Here is a 25,376-nt window from a genome sequence, read left to right on the forward strand (position 1 = left end):
TTTTGCTGGATTCTTTTAACGTACATATCCATTTGAGGCGGCCTGACACCCGACCCCTGTAGGAGCGAGCATGCTCGCGATGGACGTCAACGATAACGCGCCCTGTCTGGATGAACGCGTTGTCTGGACCTCCATCGCGAGCTTGCTCGCTCCTACAGGTTCTTCCAATCCGCAAAGGCCCGTTTCACACAAGGCACACTCCAAAAACCTTCTGAAACTCCAATAATAAAATGAACACATATCAAAAAAGTGTCTATATTAGTGGCGATGCAGTTAACCCTCAAACCGGCCCGAAGTCCCTGACAAATGGGGCGTTCGGCCTGCTGGCTTATTACAACAAGGAGAACGCCATGCTGATTGATGTCCACGCCCACTTGCTGACGGAGGGCATGCTTAACCGCCACGAGTTCTGGGGACCGTTCATGAAGGTGCAGGGGCTGACCGTGGGGCATTTTTCCCTCGGTACCAAGCAACCGGCCAAAGCCGCTACGGATGCCGAGGCGCAGGCCAACCTCCTCGCGCGCATGACTCACGCCAGCCGGCGCAAGTTGATGGCCGAACGGGGTGTCGACAAACTGGTGATGTCCACGCCGTCCCACTGTTTCATGTATTGGGCAGGTGATTTCGCCAACGAATACGCGCGCCTGTGCAACGACGAGCTGTCGGCATTTTGCCGGGTCGATCCCGACCACTTCGATTTCTGGTGCCACGCCAACCTGGCGGATCCACTGAACGCGGCCAAAGAAATCGAACGCGCTGTGACTCAGCTAGGCGCCAAGGGCGTGTGCGTCGGCGGGGCCAATTTCAATGGCCTGGAAGCTCACGATGAACGCTTGTTCCCCGTCTGGGAAAAGCTCACCCAGCTGGATGTGCCGATCATGGTGCATGGCTTCAACCAGTCGATCTACTGGGGCGAAAAACACACGGACGACAAGTTCGAAACCACCTCGATCGTGGGTGACTGTGTCGATGAGACGCTGTTCTTCTGGTACCTGATCTGCGGTGGCGCACTGGATGTTTTTCCGACCCTGAAAACCTACATCACCCATGCCGGTGGCATGGCGGTTTTCCAGTTGGGGCGTCTGAGCGAGCTCAATCGAGCGATGGCACCGGACTCGCGCAACCAGCGACCGTTGATGGATTACATGCAGAACTTCTACTTCGACCTCGACGTGCATGCGCCCGGCCTGCGCCGTGGCGTCGCCGAAGTGGTAGGCGCGGAGCGTCTGTTGTACGGCACCAACTTTGGTGGCGCCTATGACCATGGTGACCTGACCGAAGGGCTGGGTTTGTCTGCTCAAGACCGTGAACGGATTCGTAGCGGTAACGCGATCGATCTGCTCAAGCTGAAGGTTCCGGCCAATGCTGGCCGGGTGCTGACGCCGTGACGGACAGCCTGCTGGACATGGCCGCTGGGCGGCCATACCCGCAGCGCACCGGGCGATTGCCGCGGCAACTGAGTGAGATCTCCCCAGTCTGGCTCACGCAGCTATTGCAGCCGCGTTATCCAGGCATCGAGGTCCTGGCGTTGACGGCGGTGGAGGTCCGTAACGGGCACACCACCAAATTTCGCGCCAGGCTTGAGTTGAACGAGGTCGGACAGCGCGCGGGTATTCCTGCGCATGTGTGCCTGAAGTCGAACTGGTCCGAGGGGTTCGAGAGTGGCGATATCTGTGAGCTGGAAGCGCGCCTGTATCATCTGGCGCGCGACTGGTCCGACGCGCCATTGCCGATCACCTTTTTCACCGACTGGGACGCCGACGGTGGCGGTCGGGGCGTGGTGATGATGGAAGACCTTGGCCTGGCTGCCGGGCAATTTGGCCATAGCACCGATCACCTGGGCGTGGACGGTGTTGCTCAGGGGCTCGAGTCACTGGCGACGGTGCATGCTGCTACCTGGAACATTCCGCAGTTGCAGGAGCAGCGCTGGTTGCCGGTGTCGATGGCCAACCCGGTGGACAGCGACGGTCTGCTGCGCATGTACAACTACATCAAGGTCAATCTGCGTAAACCCGAGTACCAGCAGCTGCTGCCGAAATGGATGTACGAGTCACCGGAGTTGTTTAGCCATGCCTTCGATGAGTTGGCAGCTTTTGAACTGGAGCAGACTTCACCCTGTTGTTTGATCCATGGTGACTCCCATCAGGGTAATAGTTTCTTGCGCAGTGACGGGCAACGTATCTGGCTGGATTGGCAACTGGCCCGACGTGGCCGGCCATGGCGCGACGTCGCCTATTTCATGCTCGGCGCGCTGACCGTGACGGAGCGCCGAGCAGATGCGCAGCGATTGTTGCGGGTGTACCGGGAAAAGTTGATCAGCCTTGGGGCCGAAGGCGTGCTCGACCAGGACGCTGCCTGGGAACAGTTGCGTCGTTGGCCGGTGTGGGGGATGCAGACCTGGATGTCGAACATGGATGACTGGGGGCAGGCCGGGTTGCCCATGGTGGAACGTTTTTTCGCCGCCGCCGAAGATTTTGATACTGTGCGCCTGCTAACTCACGGCCGTAAACCGCGCCGGACACCGATTCTGGGGCAAGGCGCACGTCCGTTGACCCAAGCGTATCAACACTTGCTGGAGAGTTGAGCATGACCTGTCAGGAAGATTTGCGCTTGCAAGGCGCGGATAACTTTCGCAGCTTGAAAGGCATTCCCTCCCGTTGTGGTCGCCGCATTGGTGGCGATGTTCTGTTGCGCGCAGACCAGTTGCATGGGCTGACTGCTCAAGACTGGCAGACACTTCAGCGCCTGGGGTTGCAGACCGTCTGCGATTTACGCAGCGCGGGTGAGCGTGAACGTTACCCGAACCGCTTGCCCGATAGCGCAATCCAGGAATGGCACCTGGAGGTCATCGGCGATGTCCGGGCCGATCCAGGCATTGCCCTCATGCTGGCGGATAACCCGGTTGAGGAGGGTGCACGGGGCATGATGCTGGAAGTTTATCGGCGGCTACCGGGCATGTTGGCGCCCCGGTTGCCGATACTGTTCGAGTTGTTTTCTGCAGGCAAGGGCTCGGTGCTGATTCACTGCACGGCGGGCAAGGACCGCACCGGCGTGGCGGTCATGCTGCTGTTGCACGCCCTTGGCGTCGCGCCGGAACACATCATGACTGACTATTTGCGTTCGGCGCGGCGTTTCAGTCAATTGAGTGCAGAGCGTCAGCAGGCGATGAGTCATGCGGTGAGCCGGATGGTTGGCCAGCCAGTCAGTGAAGCGGCGTTCGATGCGGTAGTGGATGCCCGGCCCGAATACCTGAATGCCGCTTATGCGGTGATCGAGGCGCAATACGGTGGCCTGGATTGCTATCTGCAGCGCTTCAGTGGTTTGAGCAACGCGCGCTTGCAGGCATTGCGAGACACCTTGCTGGTCGCCTAGGTCGCGGCGCGGGTCATGACCCGTGCCGGTTTCCATTGCGCCAATCCGATCCCCAGCAAAATCAAGCCACCACCCACCGCGTGGTACAGGTGCAATGTCTCCCCGAGCAGCATGATCGCCAATACCGCGGTGAACAGCGGCACCAGGTTCATTAATACGGCGGTTTTCTCCGCGCCGAGGGTTTGCAGCCCGCGCATCCACAGGCCGGGTGCCAGCGCCGAGGCGAACAGGCCAGCGAACAGCACCAGCGGGATGTTCCTGGCGGTCAGGGCGATCGAGGGGGCCAGCACAAAGGGCGGCACCAGCAGCAGGGTGCCGCAGATAATTTGCACATACAGGCTTTCCCAGGTCGGCAGGGGAATCTGCCAGCGCTTCACCAGCACGCAATACAGCGCGTACGACAGCGACGCCGCCAACATCATCAGCTCACCCTGGCCAACCCCGTGCTGCCAGAGTGAGGACAGGTCGCCTGCTGCCAGCAACCAGGCCAGACCGGCAAACGACACCAGGGCGCCGACCAGCAAGGTCGCGGTGGGTCGGGTATTGAGCACCGGGAAGGCCAGCAGCACGGTGAGCAGCGGCATGGTCGCCAGTATCAGGCCCATGGAGGTGGCGCTGACGGTGTGTGCCGCAAAATACGCCAGCGACTGGTACAGCGACATGCCAAGCAATCCCAGCAGCCACAGCTTGGCCAAATGAGGGCGAATCTCGCGACGCAAGCGCCATACCTTGGGCAACAACACCGGTGACAACACCAGCAACGCCGTCAGCCAGCGATAGAAGGAAATGGCCGCGGGGTCGATCACCCCGACCGACAGGCGGTTGACCACCGTACTGGCGGCCCAGATCAGCGTGGCAAGGACGGGCAGCAGCAGGTTCATCAAAGTGCGCCAATGTTGAGGGTGCGCTGGGCGCACCGGGACCCAGGCCGCATGTGCGGCCCTCAGTGAAGGCCGGACTGCGCGAGGGCTTATTCGCTGGCAGCGTTACGCGCGGCAATGGCAGCGGCAAAGTCGCGCTTGAGCGTCGGGAAGTAAGCAATCTGCCCACCCATGCCACCGGCGATGTCGATCGAGGCAGCGCTGATGAAGCTGGCATATTCGCTGGCCAGGAACAGCGCCATGCCGGCAACGTCTTCAGGCTTGCCGTAGCGTCCGAGCGGCACGACTTTCATCACCATGGCGTCGAACTCCTCGCGACTGACCCCAGGCCCCATCTCTTTGTAATGGCGGTCCCACTGGCCAGTATCGATCCAGCCCATGTTCAGGCTGTTGACCAGGATATTGTCCTTGGGCAGGGACATGCCCAGCGAGCGGGAGAGGGCGATGCATGACGCGCGGTTGATCACCGAGGGAATGCCGTCTGGCGTCGGAATCGCGCCGGCCAGGGCGTTGATTTCGATGATTCGCCCCCAGCGTTGTTCACGCATGAACGGCACCACGGCCTGGACGAAACGAAAATGCCCCATCTGCAGGATGTTGGCATGTTCGAGGATGGCCTCCGGGGTCAGGGTATCGAGATTGCCGCCGCGTCCTTGACCCGCATTGTTGACCAGCACATCGACACCGCCCCAGGCGTGTGCAACTTCGGCGACGAAAGCCTTGACTCCCTCGCTGTCGGTCACGTCAACCGCCCGGGCAATGACTGCCTGGGCGTGCTCCGCGAGCTGCGCACCGACCTCGCGCACGGCTGCCTCACTGCGGGCGCAAATGGCTACCCGCGCCCCTTCAGCCGCGAAAGCGCGGGCGATGGCCAGGCCGATGCCCCGGGAAGCGCCCGTGATGATCACGCGCTTTGCACTCAAATCAATGTTCATGCTGGCTCCTTTTGTTTTTTTTCTGCCGGTTCATTTGCGGGTTTCCTGCCGAACGCCCCGTATTCAGGGGGTGTGCCCGGGCTATTGAAAGCCCAAAGAGGTCAATCGTCAAAGATTATTTGAACGTTTATGTGTTTTGTGTGCAGTATTGTCCTTGGCGACACCGTTGGCTGAAACAGATAGCCAAGGAATCGAGACCGAAATTCTGTATAGAGAACTGCAATCTTTATGTGGAATTTTCCATTGCGATCCGTTACGGTGGCTTTCAGCTGAGGAGGAAAGTAGTCCTGGATGCGTGCCAGACCTCTTGAGCGGACTGTCCAGGCGGGACTTGCAACGATCCTGTGGGGTTTCGCAGATCGCTGGAATGACTGTTTGAATGCACTTAACGACTGAAAATAAAAATAAAAGGTAGTGTGTATGAAAGAGAAGACCAAACAGGGTCGGCGGGTGCTGACTCAAGGTGCTCTGACACTGTTGATGGTTGGCAGTGCACAGGGTTTGATGGCGGCCTCGTTCGACATGTCGAACCCAGACTACCGCGTGCGTTGGGACAACACGGTCCGTTACAACCTGGGGATGCGGACCGACAGTCAAGACAGCCACATCATGAATACGCCGAACTATGACGAGTCGGACGGCAAGTTCGATAAAAACGAAATTGTGACAAATCGCCTCGATGTGTTGAGTGAATTCGACTTTTCCTATCTCAACGATTGGGGCGCTCGTCTCAGCGCTGCCGGCTGGTATGACCAGGCCTACGATGACGACGAAGTCCACAGCAACATTCCAGGCTTCGCGACCAGCTACCACAACAACAAGTACAGCGGTGAAGTGGACCGCTACATGAACGGTCCTTCGGGCGAAATTCTCGATGCGTTCCTCTGGAAAAACTTCAACGTCGGCGAAATACCGGTCAACGTGAAAGCCGGTCGCCACACCAACTACTGGGGTGAGGGCCTGCTCATCGGCGCGCATGCCGTGTCTTATTCCCAGGCGCCAAGTGATGGCGTGAAAGCCTCGACCAGTCCTGGTATCGAAACCAAGGAAGTGTTCCTGCCAGTCGGGCAAATATCGGCCAAGGCGCAACTCACCGACCATCTCTCTGTTGCCGCTCAGTATTTCTACGAATGGGAACCCACCCGCATACCTTACGGGGGCACGTATTTTGGTGGTGCCGACCCATTGTTTGAAGGCCCGGACCAGCTACCGTTGGCCGCCAACGGCTCGACCCTGCAACGTCAGGATTCGAAATTCGGGCGTGATGGCAAGAACTGGGGCGTGATGGGCAAACTCAACGTCGAAGAAATCGAATCGACCTTCGGCGCCTACTACCGTCAGTTCGACGATTACCAGCCTTGGCTGGCCCCGGAAATCAAAGCAGCAGCGGGCTCCTATCGGGTGATTTACCCACGTGGCGTGAAGCTCGCGGGCCTCAGCTTCGCCCGGGTCTTCAACACTGTGGCGGTCGGTACCGAATTGTCCTATCGGATGAACGGCGCATTGAATGCCACCGGCGTCAGTGCCCTGGACGATGAAGGTCCTCGCGGTGACACCATCCACTTTATTGCCAACGCTGTTTACGGCGTGCCGCGTAACTTTATTTCGAACAACGGCACGCTGGTTGGTGAATTCGCCTACAGCCATCTGGATCGGGTGACCGAGCACGAAGAGTTGTACAAAGGGGTTGGCGAGAATGCTTGTACCGATGCGAGAAACCCTCGCAGCCCCGGCTCCGGCGATGAGTCCGATGGTTGCTCGTCGAAGAATTACTACGCAGTTGCCGTCAACTACACGCCACAGTACATTCAGGTCCTGCCTTCCTGGGACCTGGATGTCCCAATGACTGTCAACTACGGCCTGCATGGCAACGCCCCGACTGCCGGTGGCGGTAACGAAGGCGCGCTGTCCTACTCAGTCGGCCTGAAGGCCACTTATGCCCAACTCTATGAGTTCGGCTTGCGTTACGCAGACACCAAGGCCCAACCCAAGCATCTGGCCAACGGCACTGTAGCCGGTAACGGTCCGGTCGGTGGTACCGACCGCGGCTGGCTGGCATTTACCTTCAAGACCTCCTTCTGATAAATCAAACAAGAATCGGAGAATGTGTTCATGAAACGACAACTTGCCTTAACCATTGCCCTGATGAGCATGGCGACCTACACCCTGGCGGCAGGCGGTGACGCTTCCGAACTGGGCAAAAGCCTCACTCCATTCGGGGCGACCAAGGCGGGCAACGCCGAGGGCACCATCCCTGCCTATGACGGTGGCCTGACCAAGGCACCGGCCGGCTTCGTACCCGACAGCGGGTTCTGGGTCGATCCATTCAAGGATGAAAAGCCACTGTTTCGCATCGATGCCAAAAACGTCGACCAGTACGCGGACAAGCTCAGTGAAGGGCAAAAGACCCTGATCAAGAAGTATCCGACGTATTACATCGACATTTATCCAAGCCACCGTACGACCGCCTATCCCCAGGCCGTGCTGGATGCCACCGTGCGCAACGCCAGCAGCTGCACGATTCAGAAAGACGGTCTGGCGGTCGATCCGTCCTGCCGTGGCGGCTTGCCGTTCCCGATTCCAAAGAACGGCAACGAAGTGATGTGGAACCAGCAGGTGCGCTACAAGATCGGCACCGGCTACTCGACGACCTCGTCTTCGAACAGCTGGGTTGTCGATGCCAATGGTTCTATCACCAAGACCGCCGAACAGGCGACCTTCGAAGAAACGCCGTACTACCAGGTCACCCAGGCGGACCGTGATCCGCTGATGTATGCCCGGGTGTTCTCGCGTAATGACTATCCGGCGCGGCGTTCCGGTGAAGTCGTGGTGCTGAACGACTTCCTCGATCCACTGGCCAAGGCCCGTCGCTCCTTCAGCTACTCCCCTGGTCAGCGTCGGGTCAAGCTGGCTCCGGAGTTTGCCTTTGATACACCCGTGGCCAGTCAGGGCGGTGTGACGCTGTTCGACGAACTGCAAATGTTCTCCGGCAGTCAGGACCGGTTCGACTACAAACTGGTCGGCAAAAAGGAGATGTACATCCCGTACAACGCCTACAAGTTCTACTTCGGTACCAAGCAGGAAGATCAGTTCATGCCGCACCACGCCAACCCGGCCAACGAGCGTTGGGAGCTGCATCGGGTGTGGGTCGTGGAGGCAACGTTGAAGCCGGGCATGCGCCATGTCTACAACAAACGCACCTATTACCTGGATGAAGACACCTTTGGCGTTGGCCTGTATGACGCCTGGGACAAGAGCGGCGCGTTGTATCGCTCGATCTTCCTCAGTGGCGTACAGCTCTACGACAAGAATATTCCCTACAACGTGAAAAACGTCGTGTATGACTTCAACAAAGGCATGTACGCGTTGCTCAACGATGGGCTCAAAGGTGGTTACAAGTTCTATGACAAACCGCTCAGCGAGCGCGACATGAACCCTGAAGCCATCGTAGCCCGGGTCACCCAACGCTGATGTGAGTCGCCTGTTACTGCCCGTCGGTTTGCGCATCAGGCCTGGCGGGCAGGACAGGTGGGTTCTGCCATGCGCGATGGTTAAGGAATAAAAATAATGATTAGCCCTTGCCCTGCTTCTGTTGTTTTTTCCAGGTCGCGCCTACTGCTTGCGGTGGCGTTGACCTTGGGTGTCAGCTCGTTACTGGCGATGCCTGCTTATAGCGCAGCCACGGCTTCCACCGATTCGCTGGACGTGCCGGCGCAACGGGTGGACGAGCGCCTGCCCGCGCCCTTGCTGTCCGTCGCCAGGGCTGGAGATGCCCTCATCAGCGTCGGCCTCCACGGATTGATCCAGCGCTCCACCGACGCGGGACGCACCTGGCAGCAGGTCGACAGCCCAGTGTCCGGCGATCTGGTGCAGGTACGGTTTCGCGATGAGCGCAATGGCTGGATCGTCGGCCACGATGCCCTGGTGCTGCACACCACGGATGGCGGTCACAGCTGGCAAGTGCAACTCGACGGGCGCCGCCTGTTGACACTGCTCAATGCCTACTACGGTCCGCGCGCCGAAAAAGGCGACGAATCCGCGGCCCTGGTAGTCAGGGAAGTGGCAATGGCCGCCGGTACCTCGGCGACCCCGGGCGTATTGGCCGCACCCTTTCTCGATGTGATGTTCGATGAGCAAGGCAACGGCTTTGCCGTGGGCGCCTTCGGGCTGTTGCTGCACAGCACCGACAACGGCCAGAACTGGGAGCCGTGGATCGAGCGCAGTGACAATGAGCGGCGCATGCACCTGTATGGCCTGGCCCAGCACGCGGGCACTTTCTATATCAGCGGCGAACAGGGGCTGTTGATGCGCCTGGATCGTCAGCAACAACGTTTCGTGAAAATCGACACGCCCTACACCGGCACCTACTTCGGCGTCCGTGCCTACGATCATTTGCTGCTGGCCTACGGGCTGCGCGGCAATCTGTTCGCCAGCCGCGATGACGGACAGCAATGGCAGGCCGTGGAAACCAACCTCAATAGCAGTCTGGTCAGCATCGTCGAGCAGGGCAACGCCTTGATCGTCGTGAGCCAGGGTGGGCAACTGGTCAGCGTTGATCGCCAGAGTTTGCAAGTTACCCCGCTGGCGGATGCGCGAATGGGTGAGGTGTATTCAGCCAGTGCCACCCATCAGGCTGGGAGCCTGGTGGTCACGCGCTTTAGCGGCGCCAAGGTCATCGATATCGCCCAGGCCAACTGACGCCGTCGGCACGATTCCCCTACGAGAAAGAAAAAATGGTCGAGCAAAAATTCAACAGCGGGATGCCAGTGATTGCCAACCTGGAGGACTTTGACAAGAACTCCGGAGGCTGGTTTGAACGGGTGATTTTCCGGCATCGCATGTTGGTCATCGTTGCCTGCTTGCTCGCCACCGTGGTGTTGGGCTTCTTTGCTACACGGCTGCAGGTGAACGCCAGCTTCGAGAAAATGATCCCCAGCTCCAGCCCCTACATCAAGAATTACCTGGCCTATAAAGACCAGCTTCCGGGGTTGGGTAACAGCATTCGGGTGGTGGTGGAAAACAAGACCGGCGATATCTATGACGCCGACTACTTGCTGGCGCTGCAGAAAGTCAACGACACCCTGTACCTGATCCCGGGCATCGACCGCTCCTGGATGAAGTCGCTGTGGATGCCGATCGTGCGCTGGAAAGAAGTGACGGAGGAGGGCATCGATGGCGGTGCGGTGATGCCTTCGGATTACGACGGCAGCGAGAAGTCGATCAAGGCCCTGCGCCGCAACATCATGCGTGCCGGCATTGTCGGCAACCTGGTGGCCAACGACAGCCAGTCGAGCATGATTGTCGCGCCGTTGCTCGATACCAATCCGCAAACCGGCAAACCACTGGACTACGGGGATTTCTCCAAGCAACTGGAAGCACAGATTCGCTCACTGGAAAGCGACAAGGTCGGCATCCACATCGTCGGTTTCAGCAAGCTGGTCGGCGACCTGATCGACGGCCTGTATTCGGTGATGCTGTTCTTTGGCGCCTCCGTGCTGATCGCCGGGCTGTTCGTGTACTTCTACACCCGTTGCCTGCGCAGCACCTTGTTGCTGGTAAGCGTGGCAGTGGCGGGTGTGGTGTGGCTGCTGGGCCTGATGCAAATCCTCGGCTACGAGCTGGACCCGTACTCGATCCTGGTGCCGTTCCTGATTTTTGCCATCGGCATTTCCCATGGCACACAGAAGATGAACGGCATCCTTCAGGACATTGGCCGTGGCACCCATAAATACATTGCCGCGCGCTATACCTTCCGCCGTTTGTTCCTCACGGGCCTTACCGCACTGCTGACCAATATCGTTGGTTTTGCCGTGCTGGTGATCATTGATATCCCGGTGATCCGCGACCTGGCCCTGACCACCAGCATCGGTGTCGCCGTGCTGATCTTCACCAAGTTGCTGCTGATTCCGGTGGCGCTGTCTTACCTCGGTGTCAGTAAAAAAGCCGCGCGAATCGCCATCGCCAAAGACCAGGCCGGCGCAGAAAACAAAGGTTTCCTGGGGCGTCTGTGGAGCGGCCTCGACCGCTTCACCGAACGGCCGATGGCCACCGCGGTGATCGCCGTGTCGCTGCTGGTGACCCTGGCGGGCAGTGTGGTGATGATGCATCTCAAGGTCGGTGACCTGGACCCCGGTGCGCCGGAGTTGCGTGCGGATTCGCGCTACAACCGCGATAACGCCTATATCACCAGCCATTACGGGCTTTCCAGTGACCAGTTCGTGGTCATCATGAAGACCAATGAAGACAGCTGCCGCCTGTACCAGTCGCTGCAAAGCATGGACAAACTGGCCTGGCGCCTGCGCCAGACGCCAGGCGTTCAAACCACCCAGTCGTTGGCCGAAACCGTGCGGATGATCAGCTCCGGCATGGCCGAAGGCAGCCCGAAATGGCTGAGCATCAGCCGTGACCAGGCGATCACCAACTCGGCGGTGGATGCAGCGATGATTTCCGCCCCGGGGATCACCAACCAGCAGTGCTCGGTGACCCCGATGATTGCCTATCTGGCTGACCACAAGGCCGACACCCTGAGCCGGGTGTTGCAGGTCTCCGAAGAATTCGCCAAGGAAAACAACACGGCCGCCGGCGCAGATCAACCCGTGGAATTCCTCCTGGCCGCGGGCAATGCCGGCATCGAGGCCGCCACCAACATCGAGGTCGAGAAGGGCATCATCACCATGTACCTGGCGGTGTACGGCGCCACGGCCTTGCTCTGCCTGCTGACCTTCCGCAGCTGGCGTGCAACCCTGGTGGCGTTGATCCCGCTGCTGATGACCACGATAATCTGCAAAGCACTGATGGTCTGGCTGGGCATCGGCCTCAAAGTGGCCACCTTGCCGGTGATCGCCGTCGGGGTCGGTGTCGGTGTGGACTACGCGCTGTACCTGCTCAGTGTGCAACTGGCGGTGCAGGAGCGTGGCGGCAGCCTGGCGGTGGCCTATCGCCGATCGCTGGACTTCACCGGCCGTGTCGTCGCACTGGTGGGCCTGACCATGGCCGCCGGGGTGATCACCTGGGCCTGGTCGCCGATCAAGTTCCAGGCCGACATGGGCATCCTGCTGACCTTCATGTTCCTCTGGAACATGCTCGGTGCACTGGTGTTGATCCCGGCCCTGTCGCATTACCTGCTCAACCCCAAAGGCAACTCCAAGGCCGGAGTGACCCTCGATCTTGAAGACGCCCGCGCGCAGCAGGAACCGCGTAAGCCCGCAACTGGAGCACCGACCCCCTCATTGACTGAGCTCGCCTTACCCCGGCGTGCCCGCTGACTAATAGCCGGGCACAGGCCCAGGCTGGAAATTGCAAGGAGAGAAGTATGTTCGAGTTACTGATGAGTGCCGACATGATGGTTCCGGACCCGGACGGCATGACGGAAATGCTGGTCGACAAGCTCGGGATCTACAAGCACGAACGCTGGCGCCAGGCGTTCGATAATCACCCGTACATCGCGCATTTCCTGCGTGTACACAAATCCCTGGCGGTGTCGCCAACGCGCATTGAACCGCAGTGGCATCTGGATCGGCCGAACCCTGGCGATCCGTTGTTCCATGACTTTCTCGAAAGCCTGAAGGATTTCCAGGGTCATCATCGGCCGATGATCACTCACTCCATCGTGCTGGCCCTGCACGGGGACAAGTTCGATGCGCTGGTGGACAAACTGATGCGCCGCCGCTTGCCATTTCGCATGGCGCAGCGCACCCCGGAAATGCCGTTCGACCGCCTGTGGCTGGGGGCTACCCCCGAGCAACCGTACTATCAGCCATCCGTGGACGGTGGCCTGTGCATTGAAATCATGCCGACCGAGCCGTTGCAGATGCCGCCGGAAACCTACCAGTTGCCACCGGTGCAACCACGCGATCTCAAACCCGGCGACATGGTGCGCGTCACGGCCCGTGGCTTCCTGGTCCGCGACCTCGACGAAACCCTGCGCAAGGTCTCGACCAACCTCGACTGGGAACCGAGCGGTCCGGTGGAGAACATCCGCAGCGAAGGTTACCGCCGTGCGCGCATGGGCTTCACCGTGCCCAACAGTGCAACCCTCGATGTACTCGAGGCGACCTACTGGAACACCGACGCCGGCCATTACGTCAACAACTGGGGCCCAGGCCCGTATTACATCCGTATCGGTGTCAACGACCTGGCTGCCAAGGCCGAAGATCTGCGTGCACGCGGCACGCGGTTCCAGTGGATCGAATCCTCGGAGGCCGTTGGCGGTCGTCCATTGATCAAGATCGATCCACAGGAACTCAATGGCCAGGTCTTCGAGTTCGAGGAGTGCCCTGCATGAGTACAGCGCAAAACCAGCAGCCTCCCGAGCTGATCAACGATGCGGTACGCCTGGAGCGCGATGCCATGGTGGGTTGGGTGGTACTGACCCGGCCTCGGCAGATCAACGCCATCAACGATGAGATCCGCCAGGGCGTGCCGCAGGCACTGGCGTTGTTGCAACAGGACCCGGACATTCGCGTGATCGTGATTCGCGGAGAAGGCGAGCGGGGCTTTTGTGCCGGCGCCGATATCAAGGAACGGCGCGGCCCGGAGTCCAGCTTGCAGGTTCGCCAGCGCATGGAAAACGTACGCTGGATCGAGGCCCTGGACGGCATCAGCAAGCCGGTGATCGCCGCCATTCATGGCTACTGCATGGGGGGCGGGCTGGAATTGGTCCTGGCGTGTGACATCCGTTTCGCCGCACCCGATGCGGTGTTCGCCCTGCCGGAAACCGGGCTTGGCCTGATCCCCGGTGGCGGCGGCACGCAACGACTCTCCCGAGTGGTGGCACCGGGTCAGGCACTGGACATGTTGCTCACCGGTGACCGCGTGGGTGCCGAGCAAGCGCAGCGCATTGGCTTGGTCAGTCGCCTGGCCAGCGACAGTGCCAACCTGGTGCAAGAAGTGCGGGCTTTTGCCCAGCGCATCGCCAGCAAACCACCCACCGCGTCGGCCTTTGTCAAACAGGCGGCGCGGGCGGCGCTGGAAATGGATCTCAAGCGTGGCCTGGACCTGGAGCTTGATCTGTTCGCCTTGCTGGCCCCGACCAAGGACGCCCGCGAAGCGGCCCTGGCCTTCAGCGAGCGGCGCGAACCGCGATTTACCGGTGAGTGAAGCGTCATCCCCAAAACAAAAAGGATAAGGGCATGAGTACAGGAAAACTGGCAGGACGAGTGGCCATTATCACCGGCTCCGGTGGCGGTCTGGGCGCCGAGTGCGCACGGGTATTGGCCTCCCATGGCGCGAGCATCGCCGTGGTCGATATCAATTTCGAGGGCGCCACGGCTGTGGCCCGATCGTTGCTCGCCGAGGGCCATCAGGCCTTGGCGATCGCCACCGACGTGTCCTCGGAAGACGACGTGCGGGCAATGGTTGCCCAGGTCAAAGAGCGTTTTGGCCGAATCGACATCCTGCACAACAATGCGGCGATCCTGAATGCCGAGCAACGTCAGCTGGACCGTGATTTCGTCAACCTCGACATGCAGGCCTGGGACCGCGCCATCGCCGTCAACCTGCGTGGCGCCGTGTTGTGCACCAAGCATGTGATTCCGGTGATGCTGGAGAACGGCAAGGGCTCGATCATCTTCGCCACCTCGGGCCTGGGGATGCAGGGCGATATGTCCCTGACCGGCTACGCCACCTCCAAGGCGGGGCTGATGATGCTGCCGCGCATGGTGGCCTCGCAGTACGGCAAACAAGGTATTCGGGGCAATGCTGTGCAGATCGGCCTGGCGCCTTCGGAACACGCCATGCCTGAACCCTTGCTCGACATCCTGCGTGACAACCACTGCACCGCCGAGCTGGGCACACCCCGGCAGATCGCCGATGTGGTGGCGTTCCTGGCCAGTGACGAATCCTCCTTCGTCACCGGCACCACCCTGGTCGCCGACGGTGGTTTCAGCAGCCACACGCCATCCCTCGTTGCGATGCGCGCGTTGTTCGCGCAGATGGGTCGCACCGGCATGTAACGTTTGCCTCGGTGCGCCGTCCGGTGCGCTGGGGCTGTACTTCGCCACCACAGCCGCCGCGCGCCGCCGTGGTTGAATTACGTCATGGAAGCAAGTGATGAATCAGAACCACAAAGCGGGAAACACCGACTTCGATGTGATCGTCGTCGGTGGCGGCACCAATGGCCTTTCGGCTGGCTGTTACCTGGGCATGGAAGGCAAGAAAGTGCTCGTGCTCGAAGCGTTGGACAAGGTTGGCGGCATGGCGTCCTCGGGCTACCTGATACCGGAGGCTCCGCAGCACTTGGTCCACCCCTGTGCCCTGGACATGATGTCGATGCGTGTGCATTCCCACGTGCCGACGGAACTCGGGCTGGAGCGCCACGGTTTCAAATCGGTGGAGCTCGCGCCGGGGTATGTGTACCTGCACCCGGATGGACAGTCGCTGATTTTCTGGCGTGATCGCGAAAAAACCGCTGCCGAGATTCGCCGCCTCAGCAGCAAGGACGCCGCGGCGTTTCTTGAGTTCATGAAGGTCATCGACATGTTCCTCGACATTGCGCTGCCGATGATGCGTGTCGATCCGGCGAAGACCAATCTGGGCGTGAAGTTGAAAATGCTCGGCACTGCGATCAAACACAAAGCCTTGAAGCCTGAGCTGATGGCACTGATGACGGGGTCCGCGCTGCAGGCCGCGCGTGAGCGCTTCGAGCATCCGGTGACGATTTCGGCGATGTGTGCACTCACGGGTCTGGCCGGCGATATCAGCGCCGACGGCGGTGGCATCTATTACGCCTTGCTCGGTTTCCTCCATCGTTTTGGTGTGGGTCGGGTCCTGGGTGGCATGCAGCAGTTGAGCAATGCCATGCAGGCGCGTCTGGAAGAGCTGGGCGGTCAGGTGCTGGTGTCGGCCAGCGTCAGTGAAATCGTGGCCAAGGATGGCCAGGTCAAAGGTGTGAAACTGACCGATGGCCGCCAGTTCATGGCCCGTGCGGTGATTGCCGGCTGTCACCCCAAGCCTGCGCTGGATATGGTCACCCGTGGCGAAATCCCTCAACACCTGCTCACCCGCATCGCCATGGCACCAGCCAACGGCAAGGGCTCGGGACCACTGAAGGTGGATCTTGCCTTGCGTGGGCAGATTTCCGTGCCACGTTTTGCTGCCATTCGCGGCGACGGTGTGGATCTGCGTAAAACGGTGATGTTGATCGGCACCGAAGAGGCGGTGCTGGAAAACTTCGCGGCTTGCGCCCGAGGCGAGGTACCGAAGTTGCCCTACATCACCGTGGCCGCACCGAGCGCAGCCGATCCCTCACAAGCGCCAGCCGGCCAGGATGTACTCTACATCTATCCGCCGGTGATGCCGGTTAACCCTAACGAAGGCTGGGACGCTTTGCGTGAGCGAGTGGCCGACCAGGTACAGGAACAGCTGTATGACTACATTGACGGGATCGAAGGGCAGGTGATTGGCCGTCACATCGAGGCCGCACCGGACTTTACCGCGCGCTTGAACACGGTCAATGGCTGCGTGGTGCATATCGACACCACCTCCATGCGTTCGAGCACCATGCGCCCTGCGTACGGGTTGGGCGGCGACACCTTGCCGGTGGCCGGTCTGTATTTTGGTAGCGCCGGTATACATCCGGGCGGTGGCGTCAACGGCATGGCAGGGCGGTTGGCGGCCAAGCGGGTGAGCAAGTACCTGAGTAAAAAAGGCAACTGAGCCGTCGACAGATAAAACCTGTGGGAGCGAGCCTGCTCGCGAAGGCGGAGTGTCAGGCGGCGATGATCCTGGAGGTGCCTGTTCCTTCGCGAGCAGGCCCGCTCCCACAAAGAGATCGTATTTATGCAACGCGCTGATAGACGTTAAACGCTGTCAGCGTTTTTTTTTGCACCCAACGAAATACTCGCCAGGACAAAATCTGCCGAGTACTGGCGCCAGGTAGCCATGCCTTCCGCCGAGTCGGTATCCAGGCCCGCAAGTGCGGACATGGAATAGCGGTTGGTAAACCAGCCAGTCGTCACCAGCGAGGCACTCGCGAGCAACAAGCGCGGGTTGATGCCAGCACGAAAATCACCACTGGCGGCTCCGCGGACCAGGATCGCGTCGAGCTTGGCGATCAGCTTCGGTGCCATTTCAAGAAAATGGTTACGCGGTGTTTCGTGGGTATCGTGGTAGCGAATACCTTCCAGCGCCAGGCTGCCGAGGAAGGGGTCAAACCGGTATTGGTCGAAGAAATGATTGAGCACGGTGCGCATCGCCTGGGGCGGTGGTAGCTCTTCAACACTGAGGTTGACCAGCTCGGACATGATGTTGTCCGAAGATTCATCCAGTACCGCTACAAACAGCCCTTCCTTGGAGTTGTAGTAGTGGTAGACCAGTTGCTTGGTAACCCCGGCATCCCGGGCAATTTCTTCCACGCGCGCACCGGCCAGGCCTTTTTTGGCGAACTCAACACGCGCGGCAGCGAGCAGACGATTCATCGTATTGCGTTTGCCCTGTTCGCCACCTTCTCCTGCCTTCACCGCCACCTCGTACTCCTTCTGTTGAATGGGGTTTCACCTTGAAGCATATACCCGGTCGCCATCGTTTGACCCTGAGTCAAACGAAGCGCAGGGCCGGTGCAGACACAACCGCATACCATGGACTGGCAGCCGGGCAATCTTGGTGTGCAAGAGCAATAAAAACAAGACAGGAGAACCTGATGAGCAACGAAAGCGCAGCACTGGACCTGGCCACCGCGTATTCCGCCGTATCGGAAATGTATCGCGGCACTGACCTGGATATTCATGCGGTGTGCCGCGAGCAACGGCTGAAGTCGCCTATCTATGAAGGTGATTTCATTACCCAATTCGGTGTGCCAACCAATGCCGGCACCCAGCAGGGCACTCGCCCGACCTTCGCCTTGTTCAAATACCAGGACGTGATGGCTGTTCTGCGCGATGGTGCGACCTATACCAACGGCTTTATTGCCGAAGGCCTCGGCGCGTTTTTCGATGGCTTGATCATCCTTGCCATGGACGGTGACGAACACCGCAAGGTGCGCGCCTTGCTGCAGCCGGCATTCATGCCCGAGACCGTGAACAAGTGGCGCCCGCAGATCGACCAGGTGATCCGCGAGGAGTACATCCAGCCAATGTTGTCGGCAAAGAAAGCCGACCTGATGAAATTCGGCCTCGAACTGCCGATTCGCATCATGTACGCCTTGATGGGCTTTCCCTCGGATGAACCGTCCAAGTACAAACAATATGCGGCCTGGGCCTTGGCCATTGTCGGCGGCAACCAGATCGACCCGAGCAAAATGGTCGAAGCGCGGCGTCAGGCCGGCATCGCGGTCAAAGGTCTTTATGACGCACTGGCCGAGGTCGTGGTGCAACGTCGCGCCGAGGGCAGCCAGGGCGATGACGTAGTCGGTCGTTTGCTGCGCGCGGAGTACGAAGGGCGCACGCTGGATGACCACGAAGTGATCACCTTCACTCGCTCGTTGTTGCCGGCGGCCGGGGAAACCACAACGCGCATGTTCGGCTCGGTGATGACCTTGTTGCTCACCACGCCCGGATTGCTCGAACGCGTCAAGGCCGACCGATCGCTGATCGGCAAGCTGATGGACGAAACCACCCGTTTTGAACCGGTGGCCACCTTCAAGGTGCGCGAAACCGCCAAGGAAGTGGAATTTCACGGTGTGAAGATCCCCAAGGGTTCATTCGTCCAGTGCATGGTGGTGTCCGCCAACCGCGACGAAGACGCTTTTGAAAACCCGGATGTCTTCGACATCGACCGCAAGCCAAAACCCTCGTTTGGTTTTGGCTTCGGCCCGCACATGTGCATCGGTCAGTTCGTTGCCAAGGTCGAGATCAACTGCGCGGTCAACGCGATCCTTGATCTGTTCCCCAACTTGCGTCTCGACCCGACGCAGCCCGTCCCGCAGATCGGCGGCGCGCAGTTGCGCGGCGTATCGACGCTCCCGGTGATCTGGGACTGAACCACGATTGCAATCCGTTTCCAGGCCTTGATAACAACAATAGAGGGCAGTATGAGAACGTTCAAAACCATTCCAGAACGCGGTGATTTCGGCTTCCAGCAACTCGTAGGACCGCACAAGGTCACAGGCGCTTCGATGTCTGCCGAGCGCGGCTTCTTCGGCCTGCATTTGAGCAAGAGCTCGCCGTTCGGCTCGGTGCGAGATGAGCAGGGCAACATCTATTCATTCGTGCGGTCGCTGATGGCGCCCAATGGCACGCCGAACCCGACCAAGTTCTTCTACCTGAACAACCACGTCGACAACGTTAACCTGCGCATGGACCACGAAAAAATGGCCCTGCAGGCGCTGACACCGTTGCCAGTGCACAGCCTGGAGGGCGATACCGCACGCTGGGCCAGCCAACCGGGTGAACCCGGAAATGCCTGGGAAATCACCGCCAGCAGCGAACGCCTGACCTGGAAAGAAGAGGGCTTGTTTCACCTCGAAGGCCGTCTGCTCGGCCCGGGGCTGCAGTGGTATTTGCCTGGCGTGGAGTGGGGCACCTTCTACGTATCACAGCTGTGGGACATCGCCGGAGTCTGCGAGGGGCGCCCGGTAAAAGGCGCCATGGCGCTGGACCAGTTCTACATGGCTGAAGGCGGCGCCATCCACTTCAAGAAAGACCTGGTGGTGAACAACAACAAGCATGTGATCTGGTGGTCCTTTGTCACCGTTTATAAAGACGGCACCTGGGACACCGGTTCCTTCATGGTCGGTCACGATCATCTGGGCTACGCCATATTCAACAATGAAAAAGGCGAGGTGCGGGTTACCACCGATATCGAAGGGCACACCGAGCACAAGGACGGCAGCTACTTCCTGAAGTCCGCGAAAATCGTGCTCGAAGGCAAGGAAGAGTGGGAATTTCTCCCGGACGAGAAGGGCGAGATGATCGACTTCGTCGGCGGCTTCCCGATCACGGCGCAACAGGAAGGGCGCTGGCGCCGGGTTGGCGATACCCGCGAGCCTTCCCACTGGCTGGGTTGGGGCGAGTCGGATCGGCGTAACGGTTCGGCCCGTAACGTTCCAGGCAAGGACCTCTAAACACTTGTGGGAGCGAGCCTGCTCGCGATGGACGTTAACGATGACGCGCCAAGTCTGATACCCAGCGGTGCTCTCAGGTTTATCGCGAGCAGGCTCGCTCCCACAAAAGCCCCACTAATAACAATAAAGAGGAACGGCGATGAAATTCCGCGACAAAGTAGTCCTGGTCACCGGTGCCGGACGAGGCATGGGACGCGCCATTGCCCTGGCCTATGCCCGCGAGGGCGCCAAAGTGGTGGTGTCGGCACGCACCGCTCGATACGGCGAAGAAACAGTCGAACAAATCAAGGCCCTTGGTGGTGACGCCTGCCTGGTGGGCGGCGACATCGCCGACCGCGAGGCGATCAAGTCAATGGTGCAGGGCGGCGTAGAACATTTTGGCGCTCTGGATATCGTGGTGCATTGCGCCGCTGACACCAGTCACGGGCTGATCGCCGAAATGGCCGATGACACCTTCGATCACATCGTGCGCAGCAATATCCAGTCGCTGTTCTGGCTGGCCAAGGACAGCGCACCCTACCTGTCCAAAGCGGTGGACAAAGGCCGGCTGATTTTCATCTCCTCCGGTGAAGCCAATCGCAAGTACACACCACGCCTGATTGCCTATGGCTCCAGCAAAGCCTTCATGAACGCCTTTGCCCGCGGCCTGGCGGTGGAGTTCGGCGCCATGAATATCCTGGTCAACGTAGTCGAGCCCGGACTGATCGGCACCGACCACATGCTGGAAACCCTGGGCAATGAACTGCCGCATAAACTCGCCGCACATTTCCCGGTCGGGCGCCTGGGTGAGTCCGCCGACATCGCCAATGCCGTGCTGTTTCTCACTTCTAACGAAGCCTCCTATATCACCGGCACGTCGCTGTTGGTGGACGGCGGCGCCACCATGATCGCACTGCCCAAAGTCGAAGAAATCCTCAAGGGCCATTAATCATGTCGCGCATCCGCGATAGCGGCCTGCGCCGGGAGTGAGTTGATGACAACCGAGACACGCAACAACACGGCCCACGGTGGCAATGATTTTTCCGAGTTCAAACGTGGCTGGCGCGTGGTCCTGCTGGGGCTGTTTGGCATTTGCACCAGCATCACCGCGGCGCTGCTGTATGCCTTTGGCACCCTGGTGATTCCGTTGGAACAGGCCTTCGGCTGGAGCCGTGGCGACTTGCAGGCTTCGATCACCTTTCTGTTCGCTGGCGTGGCGATCTCCACGCAGTTGGTCGGCCCGCTCTACCGCCGCTATGGCCTGCGACGAGTCGCGATTATTTCGATCGTGCTGCAGATAGTCGGTTACTTCGCCATTACCCGCATCCAGGGCTCCATTGGCTGGTTGTACCTGGCATTTTTCAGCATGCCGATCGTCTGTGCCGGTACGATTGCGATTACCTGGACGCAGTTGGTCAACCTCTGGTTCGAACGCAACCGTGGCCTGGCGCTGGCAGTGATCCTGTGTGGTACGGGGTTGATGGCGATGATCCTGCCGCCACTGTTGTCGCGGCTGATTGCCGCCTACGGCTGGCAAGCTGGATTCATTGCCCTGGGGGCGATGCCCTTGCTGTTTACGCTGCCGTTGTCGTTGATGTGGTTGCGCATGCCGGCATCGCACGTCAGCACTGATGCGACTGCACAGAAGGCGCTTCCAGAGCTCAACGGAATGTCTTTCAAACAGGCACTGCGTTCAGGGATGTACTGGGGGTTTAACGTCGCTCTTATTTTGTCGGTGTCATTGACTGTTGGAATGGTCACCAACATGGTGCCGATGCTGCAAAGCAAGGGCTTGAGCGCCCAGCAAGCCGCGCAGATTTTCAGTACGTTCGGCATTTCCATCATCGGCGGGCGGTTGCTGGTGGGGTACCTGCTGGACCGGTTTTCACCTTCTTTGGTGGCCGCGGTGAGTCTGGCGCTACCGGCATTGGGCTGTGCGATCTTTCTCTTTGGCGGCGCGCAGAGCACACCGCTATTGGTGCTTGCCACCCTGTGCATCGGTGCCAGTGCCGGTGCTGAATTCGATCTGGCGGCCTTCCTGATGGCCCGCTATTTCGGCTTGAAGGACTACGCGCGGATCTTTGGCTTGCACCTGTGCCTGATCACCATCGTTTCCGGGTTGGTGCCCATGCTGTTCGGTCATCTTTACGACGTATACGGCAGCTATTTCGCGGTGCTGGTGTGCTGTTTCTGCTGCGCGATCATCGGCCCGGGCATTCTGCTGTGGCTGAAGATGGAGCCGGCATTTCTGGCACGTCAGCGAAACTTGCAGCAACGGCAGCATGCCTGACCCCTACCCGAGGATGAACAACAGATGAGTATGGACAAACACACAATCGAGCACTTCCTGCACGGTCAGATCGACTGCTGGAACAGAGGCGACAAAGAGGGCTTTTTCGCCCATTACCGCAGCGTTTCGGCCAATGGCTTGAGTATCGAATACGTAGGCAAACCACAGCACGATGCCTGGCAGGTCCTGGAAGGCATGTGGGCGCAACAGCAACCGAAGATTCGCGTCGAGGTGCGCCAGTGCATCGTCAACGGCGATGAAGCCGCGTGTCATCACCTCAATGCCTTTCGCGAGCAGGAAGGTGGCATCGAGACGATCGAGTTGTATCGGTTCGAAGAAGGGAAGCTGTTCGTGCGTTACTTCATCAATCAGTAATGGGGGGACGCACAGCCTTGTCAAAAGGCTGTGCGCACTGGCGGCCTATAGGCCGTCGGTGGAACAGGACAGCTGTCGCCACCGTTCGATTTCCGCGAGCATGGTGTTGAGCTTGTTGCTGACTTGCTGATAGGCGTCAGAGCCTGCCAGGTAACGCAACGGCGGATGTTCACTGCTGGCCAGGAACACCAACGCGTCCCCCAGTTTCGCCGGATTGCCGGTTTGCTGGTGGTTGTAGGCGGCCGAGGCGCCTTTGACCTTGGCGGTGAATGCGGCGTAGTCCTCAAGCGCGCGTGTACCGAAGACTGCAGAACTGGGGTCGAGAAAGTCGGTACGGAAAACACCCGGCTCCACCAGCGTGACCTTGATGCCGAATTGAGCCACTTCCAGGGCCAGGGATTCGGAAAAACCTTCAACGGCAAATTTTGACGAGCAGTACAACGCCGCGCCGCCCATCCCCACCACACCGCCCATCGATGACACGTTGAAAACGTGACCATTGCGTTGCCGGCGCATCACCGGCAACACGGCGCGGCATACGTTGAACACGCCAAACACGTTGGTTGCGAACTGCTTGTCGGCTTCGCTGGCGAAATTGTCTTCAAAGGGCGCCAGTTGGCCATAGCCGGCATTGTTGACCAGCACATCGATTTGGCCAAAACGCGCGACAGCAGCCTCTACGGCAGCAAGCGCCTGGGCTTCGTCGGTCACATCCAGGGCCACTGCCAACACGCGTTCAGCGTATTCAGCGAAGACGTTTTCCAACGGTTCGACACGCCGGCCAGTGACCACCACGCGGTCGCCGTCAGCCAATGCGGCTTTGGCAATGGCGGCACCCAGGCCTCGGGCCGCACCGGTAACAAACCAGACTTTGTTCATTGCATTGCTCCAGTCGTTGTGCAAAAAAAATGCCGCGTCAGCCTGGAGGCGGGCGCGGCATCGGATTTACGGGGCCATGCGCGCTCAGTCGCGGTTGGCCGCTTCCCAGGCTTTCAGGTCGAAACCGTCGGCGGCGGCTTCGGCGGCCGTCAGTTTCGGCGCCCGGGCAAGGATCTTGCGCGCGGCCATGTGATCGCCCATGCGATTGCAGGACTCCACGGCCACCAGTCGATCATTGCGGAAACACAGCACGGAAAGCTGCTTGTCCTTGGCAGAACCCAGGACCACCGTGCTGTCGTAGCCGTGGGAGAGTCCGGCAATCTGCAGCTTCAGGTCGCCCTGATCGGTCCAGAACCAGGGCAGGGCGCTGTAGGGCGCCGGCTTGCCCATCAACCTGGCGGCCACGGCGCGGGCCTGGTCGATGGCGTTCTGCACCGACTCGAGGCGGGTATGCTGTTCGTCGTTTTGCAGGCAAGGGAAACTGGCGACATCGCCCAGCGCGGAAATTCGCGGGTCGCAAGTGAGCAGGTTGGCGTCGACTTTGATGCCGTTCTCGATGGCCAGGTCCGCTTCGGTTGCCAATTGCGCGTTGGGGATCACACCGATACCAAACACCACGAGGTCGGCGGGCAGGACGCGCCCGTCAGCGGTTTGCACGGCGCAGACCTTGCCGTTGTCGCCATCGATGCGGCTCAAGCCCTGGCGAAAGTCAAAATGCACACCCCACTGTTCATGAGCCTGGCGGAACAGCTCGGACATCTCCCTGGACACCGCACGCGCCATCGGCCGCTCAGCCAGCTCCAGCACATGCACGTTAGCGCCCAGCGCGGCTGCCACTGCGGCGAACTCCAGGCCGATGAAACCCGCGCCAATCACCACCACGTTGCGCGCGGCTTTCGCCAGCGGTGCCAGGGCATCGGCATCGGCTTTGGTCTTGATGCCGAATACTTGCGGCAGCTCAGCGCCTGGCACCGGCAGCGGGCGGTTGTGCGCCCCGGTGGCCAGGACCAGATGGTCATAGTTGATCGCATCACCGCTGGCCAGCACCACGCGACGGTTCACACGGTCAATGGCCGTCGCCTGGTCGTGCAACAGTTCAATGCGTTGGGTCGCATAAAACTCGGCTGGCCGGAACAGCAGGTTGGTCTCCTGGATCTTGCCCAGAAGGTAGGCCTTGGATAAGGGTGGGCGCTGGTACGGCAGGCCTGGCTCATCGCCAATCAGGGTAATGCGCCCGTCATAGCCTTCCTGACGCAAGGAGGCAGCGACCTGAAAACCGGCCTGGCCAGCACCGACGATAACGACTGAGGCGAGGGTCATGGAAACTCCTTCAAGCGCATTCAGAATTGCGACGACGGCAGGTGCAGAACCATGCCGTCCATCTCTTGGCTGATGATCAACTGACAGCTCAGGCGGCTGTTGTCACGGCGTTCGAAGGCGTACTCGAGCATGTCGTTTTCCATGCCTTCCGGCGCTTGCACTGTGCTCAGCCAGGCCTCGTCGACATAGGCATGGCAGGTGGCGCAGCTGCAGGCACCCCCGCAATCGGCAGGAATGCCCGGCACCGAGGCGAAGGTAGCGGCCTGCATCACCGATTGGCCGATGTCGCCTTTGACCTGATGGGCGGTGCCGTTGTGTTCGATAAACGTCAATGTGGGCATGTTCTG

22 protein-coding genes are annotated in these 25,376 nt (G+C 60.0%); 16 read left to right on the forward strand and 6 right to left on the reverse strand.

Annotated features, from left to right (window positions below):
- Positions 1 to 350: 350 nt before the first annotated feature.
- Genes QLG10_RS02160 through QLG10_RS02170 form a run of 3 tightly spaced genes read left to right on the forward strand, consistent with a single transcriptional unit; the run spans position 351 to position 3,372 of the window.
- Positions 351 to 1,388: an amidohydrolase family protein gene (locus tag QLG10_RS02160; RefSeq protein WP_282485366.1), complete on the forward strand. Its 1,038-nt coding sequence runs from the start codon at positions 351 to 353 to the stop codon at positions 1,386 to 1,388.
- Complete coding sequence (locus tag QLG10_RS02165; RefSeq protein ID WP_282485367.1) at positions 1,385 to 2,584, forward strand: phosphotransferase; 1,200 nt, start codon at positions 1,385 to 1,387, stop codon at positions 2,582 to 2,584. Before QLG10_RS02160 ends, QLG10_RS02165 begins: the two co-directional genes overlap by 4 nt.
- 2 nt (positions 2,585 to 2,586) lie before the next feature.
- Complete coding sequence (locus tag QLG10_RS02170; protein ID WP_282485368.1) at positions 2,587 to 3,372, forward strand: tyrosine-protein phosphatase; 786 nt, start codon at positions 2,587 to 2,589, stop codon at positions 3,370 to 3,372.
- On the opposite strand, the gene QLG10_RS02175 is transcribed toward QLG10_RS02170, so the two are convergent.
- Complete coding sequence (locus tag QLG10_RS02175) at positions 3,369 to 4,253, reverse strand: DMT family transporter (RefSeq protein WP_282485369.1); 885 nt, start codon at positions 4,251 to 4,253, stop codon at positions 3,369 to 3,371. The two genes, QLG10_RS02170 and QLG10_RS02175, sit on opposite strands and share 4 nt — an antisense overlap.
- An 89-nt stretch (positions 4,254 to 4,342) precedes the next feature.
- A complete protein-coding gene (locus QLG10_RS02180; protein WP_057715116.1) occupies positions 4,343 to 5,188 on the reverse strand; it encodes an SDR family oxidoreductase in 846 nt (281 codons plus the stop codon).
- Between the two features lie 420 nt (positions 5,189 to 5,608).
- Here QLG10_RS02180 and QLG10_RS02185 point away from each other — a divergent pair, with 420 nt between their 5' ends.
- From QLG10_RS02185 to QLG10_RS02220, 8 genes are all read left to right on the forward strand, one after another.
- The gene (locus QLG10_RS02185) at positions 5,609 to 7,270 is read left to right on the forward strand and encodes a DUF1302 family protein (protein WP_282485370.1); all 1,662 of its coding nucleotides are present in this window, start codon (positions 5,609 to 5,611) and stop codon (positions 7,268 to 7,270) included.
- Between the two features lie 30 nt (positions 7,271 to 7,300).
- Positions 7,301 to 8,659: a DUF1329 domain-containing protein gene (locus tag QLG10_RS02190; RefSeq protein ID WP_282485371.1), complete on the forward strand. Its 1,359-nt coding sequence runs from the start codon at positions 7,301 to 7,303 to the stop codon at positions 8,657 to 8,659.
- 96 nt (positions 8,660 to 8,755) lie between these two features.
- Entirely contained in the window at positions 8,756 to 9,886 is a 1,131-nt protein-coding gene (locus QLG10_RS02195; protein ID WP_282485372.1) for a YCF48-related protein, read from the forward strand.
- 35 nt (positions 9,887 to 9,921) lie between these two features.
- A complete protein-coding gene (locus QLG10_RS02200; RefSeq protein WP_282485373.1) occupies positions 9,922 to 12,453 on the forward strand; it encodes an MMPL family transporter in 2,532 nt (843 codons plus the stop codon).
- 47 nt (positions 12,454 to 12,500) lie between these two features.
- On the forward strand, positions 12,501 to 13,472 hold the full coding sequence (locus QLG10_RS02205) for a hypothetical protein (protein ID WP_057715112.1): 972 nt from the start codon (positions 12,501 to 12,503) through the stop codon (positions 13,470 to 13,472).
- Positions 13,469 to 14,287 carry an enoyl-CoA hydratase/isomerase family protein gene (locus QLG10_RS02210; protein WP_282485374.1) on the forward strand — a complete coding sequence of 273 codons (819 nt, stop codon included), beginning with the start codon at positions 13,469 to 13,471 and terminating at the stop codon, positions 14,285 to 14,287. The genes QLG10_RS02205 and QLG10_RS02210 overlap by 4 nt, the downstream gene beginning before the upstream one ends.
- Before the next feature lie 32 nt (positions 14,288 to 14,319).
- Positions 14,320 to 15,141, forward strand: a complete 822-nt coding sequence (locus QLG10_RS02215; RefSeq protein WP_282485375.1) for an SDR family oxidoreductase — start codon at positions 14,320 to 14,322, stop codon at positions 15,139 to 15,141.
- 97 nt (positions 15,142 to 15,238) lie between these two features.
- Positions 15,239 to 16,843, forward strand: coding sequence for an NAD(P)/FAD-dependent oxidoreductase (locus QLG10_RS02220; protein WP_282485376.1), 1,605 nt, complete (start codon positions 15,239 to 15,241; stop codon positions 16,841 to 16,843).
- Between the two features lie 143 nt (positions 16,844 to 16,986).
- Here QLG10_RS02220 and QLG10_RS02225 read toward each other — a convergent pair whose 3' ends face one another.
- Positions 16,987 to 17,652: a TetR/AcrR family transcriptional regulator gene (locus tag QLG10_RS02225; RefSeq protein WP_282485377.1), complete on the reverse strand. Its 666-nt coding sequence runs from the start codon at positions 17,650 to 17,652 to the stop codon at positions 16,987 to 16,989.
- Positions 17,653 to 17,825: 173 nt separating this feature from the next.
- Here QLG10_RS02225 and QLG10_RS02230 point away from each other — a divergent pair, with 173 nt between their 5' ends.
- The 5 genes from QLG10_RS02230 (at position 17,826) to QLG10_RS02250 (ending at position 22,830) form a co-directional block, all read left to right on the forward strand.
- A complete protein-coding gene (locus tag QLG10_RS02230) occupies positions 17,826 to 19,103 on the forward strand; it encodes a cytochrome P450 (RefSeq protein WP_282485378.1) in 1,278 nt (425 codons plus the stop codon).
- 51 nt (positions 19,104 to 19,154) lie between these two features.
- Entirely contained in the window at positions 19,155 to 20,186 is a 1,032-nt protein-coding gene (locus QLG10_RS02235; protein WP_282485379.1) for a hypothetical protein, read from the forward strand.
- A gap of 139 nt (positions 20,187 to 20,325) precedes the next feature.
- Positions 20,326 to 21,114 (forward strand): SDR family oxidoreductase, encoded by a 789-nt coding sequence (locus QLG10_RS02240; RefSeq protein WP_282485380.1) that lies wholly within the window; start codon positions 20,326 to 20,328, stop codon positions 21,112 to 21,114.
- Between the two features lie 45 nt (positions 21,115 to 21,159).
- Positions 21,160 to 22,455: an MFS transporter gene (locus QLG10_RS02245; protein WP_282485381.1), complete on the forward strand. Its 1,296-nt coding sequence runs from the start codon at positions 21,160 to 21,162 to the stop codon at positions 22,453 to 22,455.
- Between the two features lie 24 nt (positions 22,456 to 22,479).
- Complete coding sequence (locus tag QLG10_RS02250; RefSeq protein ID WP_282485382.1) at positions 22,480 to 22,830, forward strand: nuclear transport factor 2 family protein; 351 nt, start codon at positions 22,480 to 22,482, stop codon at positions 22,828 to 22,830.
- 45 nt (positions 22,831 to 22,875) lie between these two features.
- Here QLG10_RS02250 and QLG10_RS02255 read toward each other — a convergent pair whose 3' ends face one another.
- From QLG10_RS02255 to QLG10_RS02265, 3 genes are all read right to left on the reverse strand, one after another.
- Complete coding sequence (locus tag QLG10_RS02255; RefSeq protein WP_282485383.1) at positions 22,876 to 23,709, reverse strand: oxidoreductase; 834 nt, start codon at positions 23,707 to 23,709, stop codon at positions 22,876 to 22,878.
- Positions 23,710 to 23,793: 84 nt separating this feature from the next.
- On the reverse strand, positions 23,794 to 25,029 hold the full coding sequence (locus QLG10_RS02260; protein WP_282485384.1) for an FAD-dependent oxidoreductase: 1,236 nt from the start codon (positions 25,027 to 25,029) through the stop codon (positions 23,794 to 23,796).
- A 20-nt stretch (positions 25,030 to 25,049) separates the two neighbouring features.
- A complete protein-coding gene (locus QLG10_RS02265; RefSeq protein WP_282485385.1) occupies positions 25,050 to 25,370 on the reverse strand; it encodes a 2Fe-2S iron-sulfur cluster-binding protein in 321 nt (106 codons plus the stop codon).
- Positions 25,371 to 25,376: the final 6 nt, after the last annotated feature.

Source organism: Pseudomonas sp. V98_8 (genome assembly GCF_029967975.1).
Taxonomy (GTDB): domain Bacteria; phylum Pseudomonadota; class Gammaproteobacteria; order Pseudomonadales; family Pseudomonadaceae; genus Aquipseudomonas; species Aquipseudomonas umsongensis.

Bases quoted from the DNA above. Each gene is read 5' to 3' on its own strand.
- QLG10_RS02245 (WP_282485381.1), top strand. From the start codon at position 21,160: ATGACAACCGAGACACGCAACAACACGGCCCACGGTGGCAATGATTTT.
- QLG10_RS02205 (WP_057715112.1), top strand. From the start codon at position 12,501: ATGTTCGAGTTACTGATGAGTGCCGACATGATGGTTCCGGACCCGGAC.
- QLG10_RS02210 (WP_282485374.1), top strand. From the start codon at position 13,469: ATGAGTACAGCGCAAAACCAGCAGCCTCCCGAGCTGATCAACGATGCG.
- QLG10_RS02200 (WP_282485373.1), top strand. From the start codon at position 9,922: ATGGTCGAGCAAAAATTCAACAGCGGGATGCCAGTGATTGCCAACCTG.
- QLG10_RS02250 (WP_282485382.1), top strand. From the start codon at position 22,480: ATGAGTATGGACAAACACACAATCGAGCACTTCCTGCACGGTCAGATC.
- QLG10_RS02265 (WP_282485385.1), bottom strand. From the start codon at position 25,370: ATGCCCACATTGACGTTTATCGAACACAACGGCACCGCCCATCAGGTC.
- QLG10_RS02230 (WP_282485378.1), top strand. From the start codon at position 17,826: ATGAGCAACGAAAGCGCAGCACTGGACCTGGCCACCGCGTATTCCGCC.
- QLG10_RS02185 (WP_282485370.1), top strand. From the start codon at position 5,609: ATGAAAGAGAAGACCAAACAGGGTCGGCGGGTGCTGACTCAAGGTGCT.
- QLG10_RS02255 (WP_282485383.1), bottom strand. From the start codon at position 23,709: ATGAACAAAGTCTGGTTTGTTACCGGTGCGGCCCGAGGCCTGGGTGCC.
- QLG10_RS02195 (WP_282485372.1), top strand. From the start codon at position 8,756: ATGATTAGCCCTTGCCCTGCTTCTGTTGTTTTTTCCAGGTCGCGCCTA.
- QLG10_RS02240 (WP_282485380.1), top strand. From the start codon at position 20,326: ATGAAATTCCGCGACAAAGTAGTCCTGGTCACCGGTGCCGGACGAGGC.
- QLG10_RS02215 (WP_282485375.1), top strand. From the start codon at position 14,320: ATGAGTACAGGAAAACTGGCAGGACGAGTGGCCATTATCACCGGCTCC.
- QLG10_RS02160 (WP_282485366.1), top strand. From the start codon at position 351: ATGCTGATTGATGTCCACGCCCACTTGCTGACGGAGGGCATGCTTAAC.
- QLG10_RS02190 (WP_282485371.1), top strand. From the start codon at position 7,301: ATGAAACGACAACTTGCCTTAACCATTGCCCTGATGAGCATGGCGACC.
- QLG10_RS02260 (WP_282485384.1), bottom strand. From the start codon at position 25,029: ATGACCCTCGCCTCAGTCGTTATCGTCGGTGCTGGCCAGGCCGGTTTT.
- QLG10_RS02180 (WP_057715116.1), bottom strand. From the start codon at position 5,188: ATGAACATTGATTTGAGTGCAAAGCGCGTGATCATCACGGGCGCTTCC.
- QLG10_RS02220 (WP_282485376.1), top strand. From the start codon at position 15,239: ATGAATCAGAACCACAAAGCGGGAAACACCGACTTCGATGTGATCGTC.
- QLG10_RS02175 (WP_282485369.1), bottom strand. From the start codon at position 4,253: ATGAACCTGCTGCTGCCCGTCCTTGCCACGCTGATCTGGGCCGCCAGT.
- QLG10_RS02170 (WP_282485368.1), top strand. From the start codon at position 2,587: ATGACCTGTCAGGAAGATTTGCGCTTGCAAGGCGCGGATAACTTTCGC.
- QLG10_RS02235 (WP_282485379.1), top strand. From the start codon at position 19,155: ATGAGAACGTTCAAAACCATTCCAGAACGCGGTGATTTCGGCTTCCAG.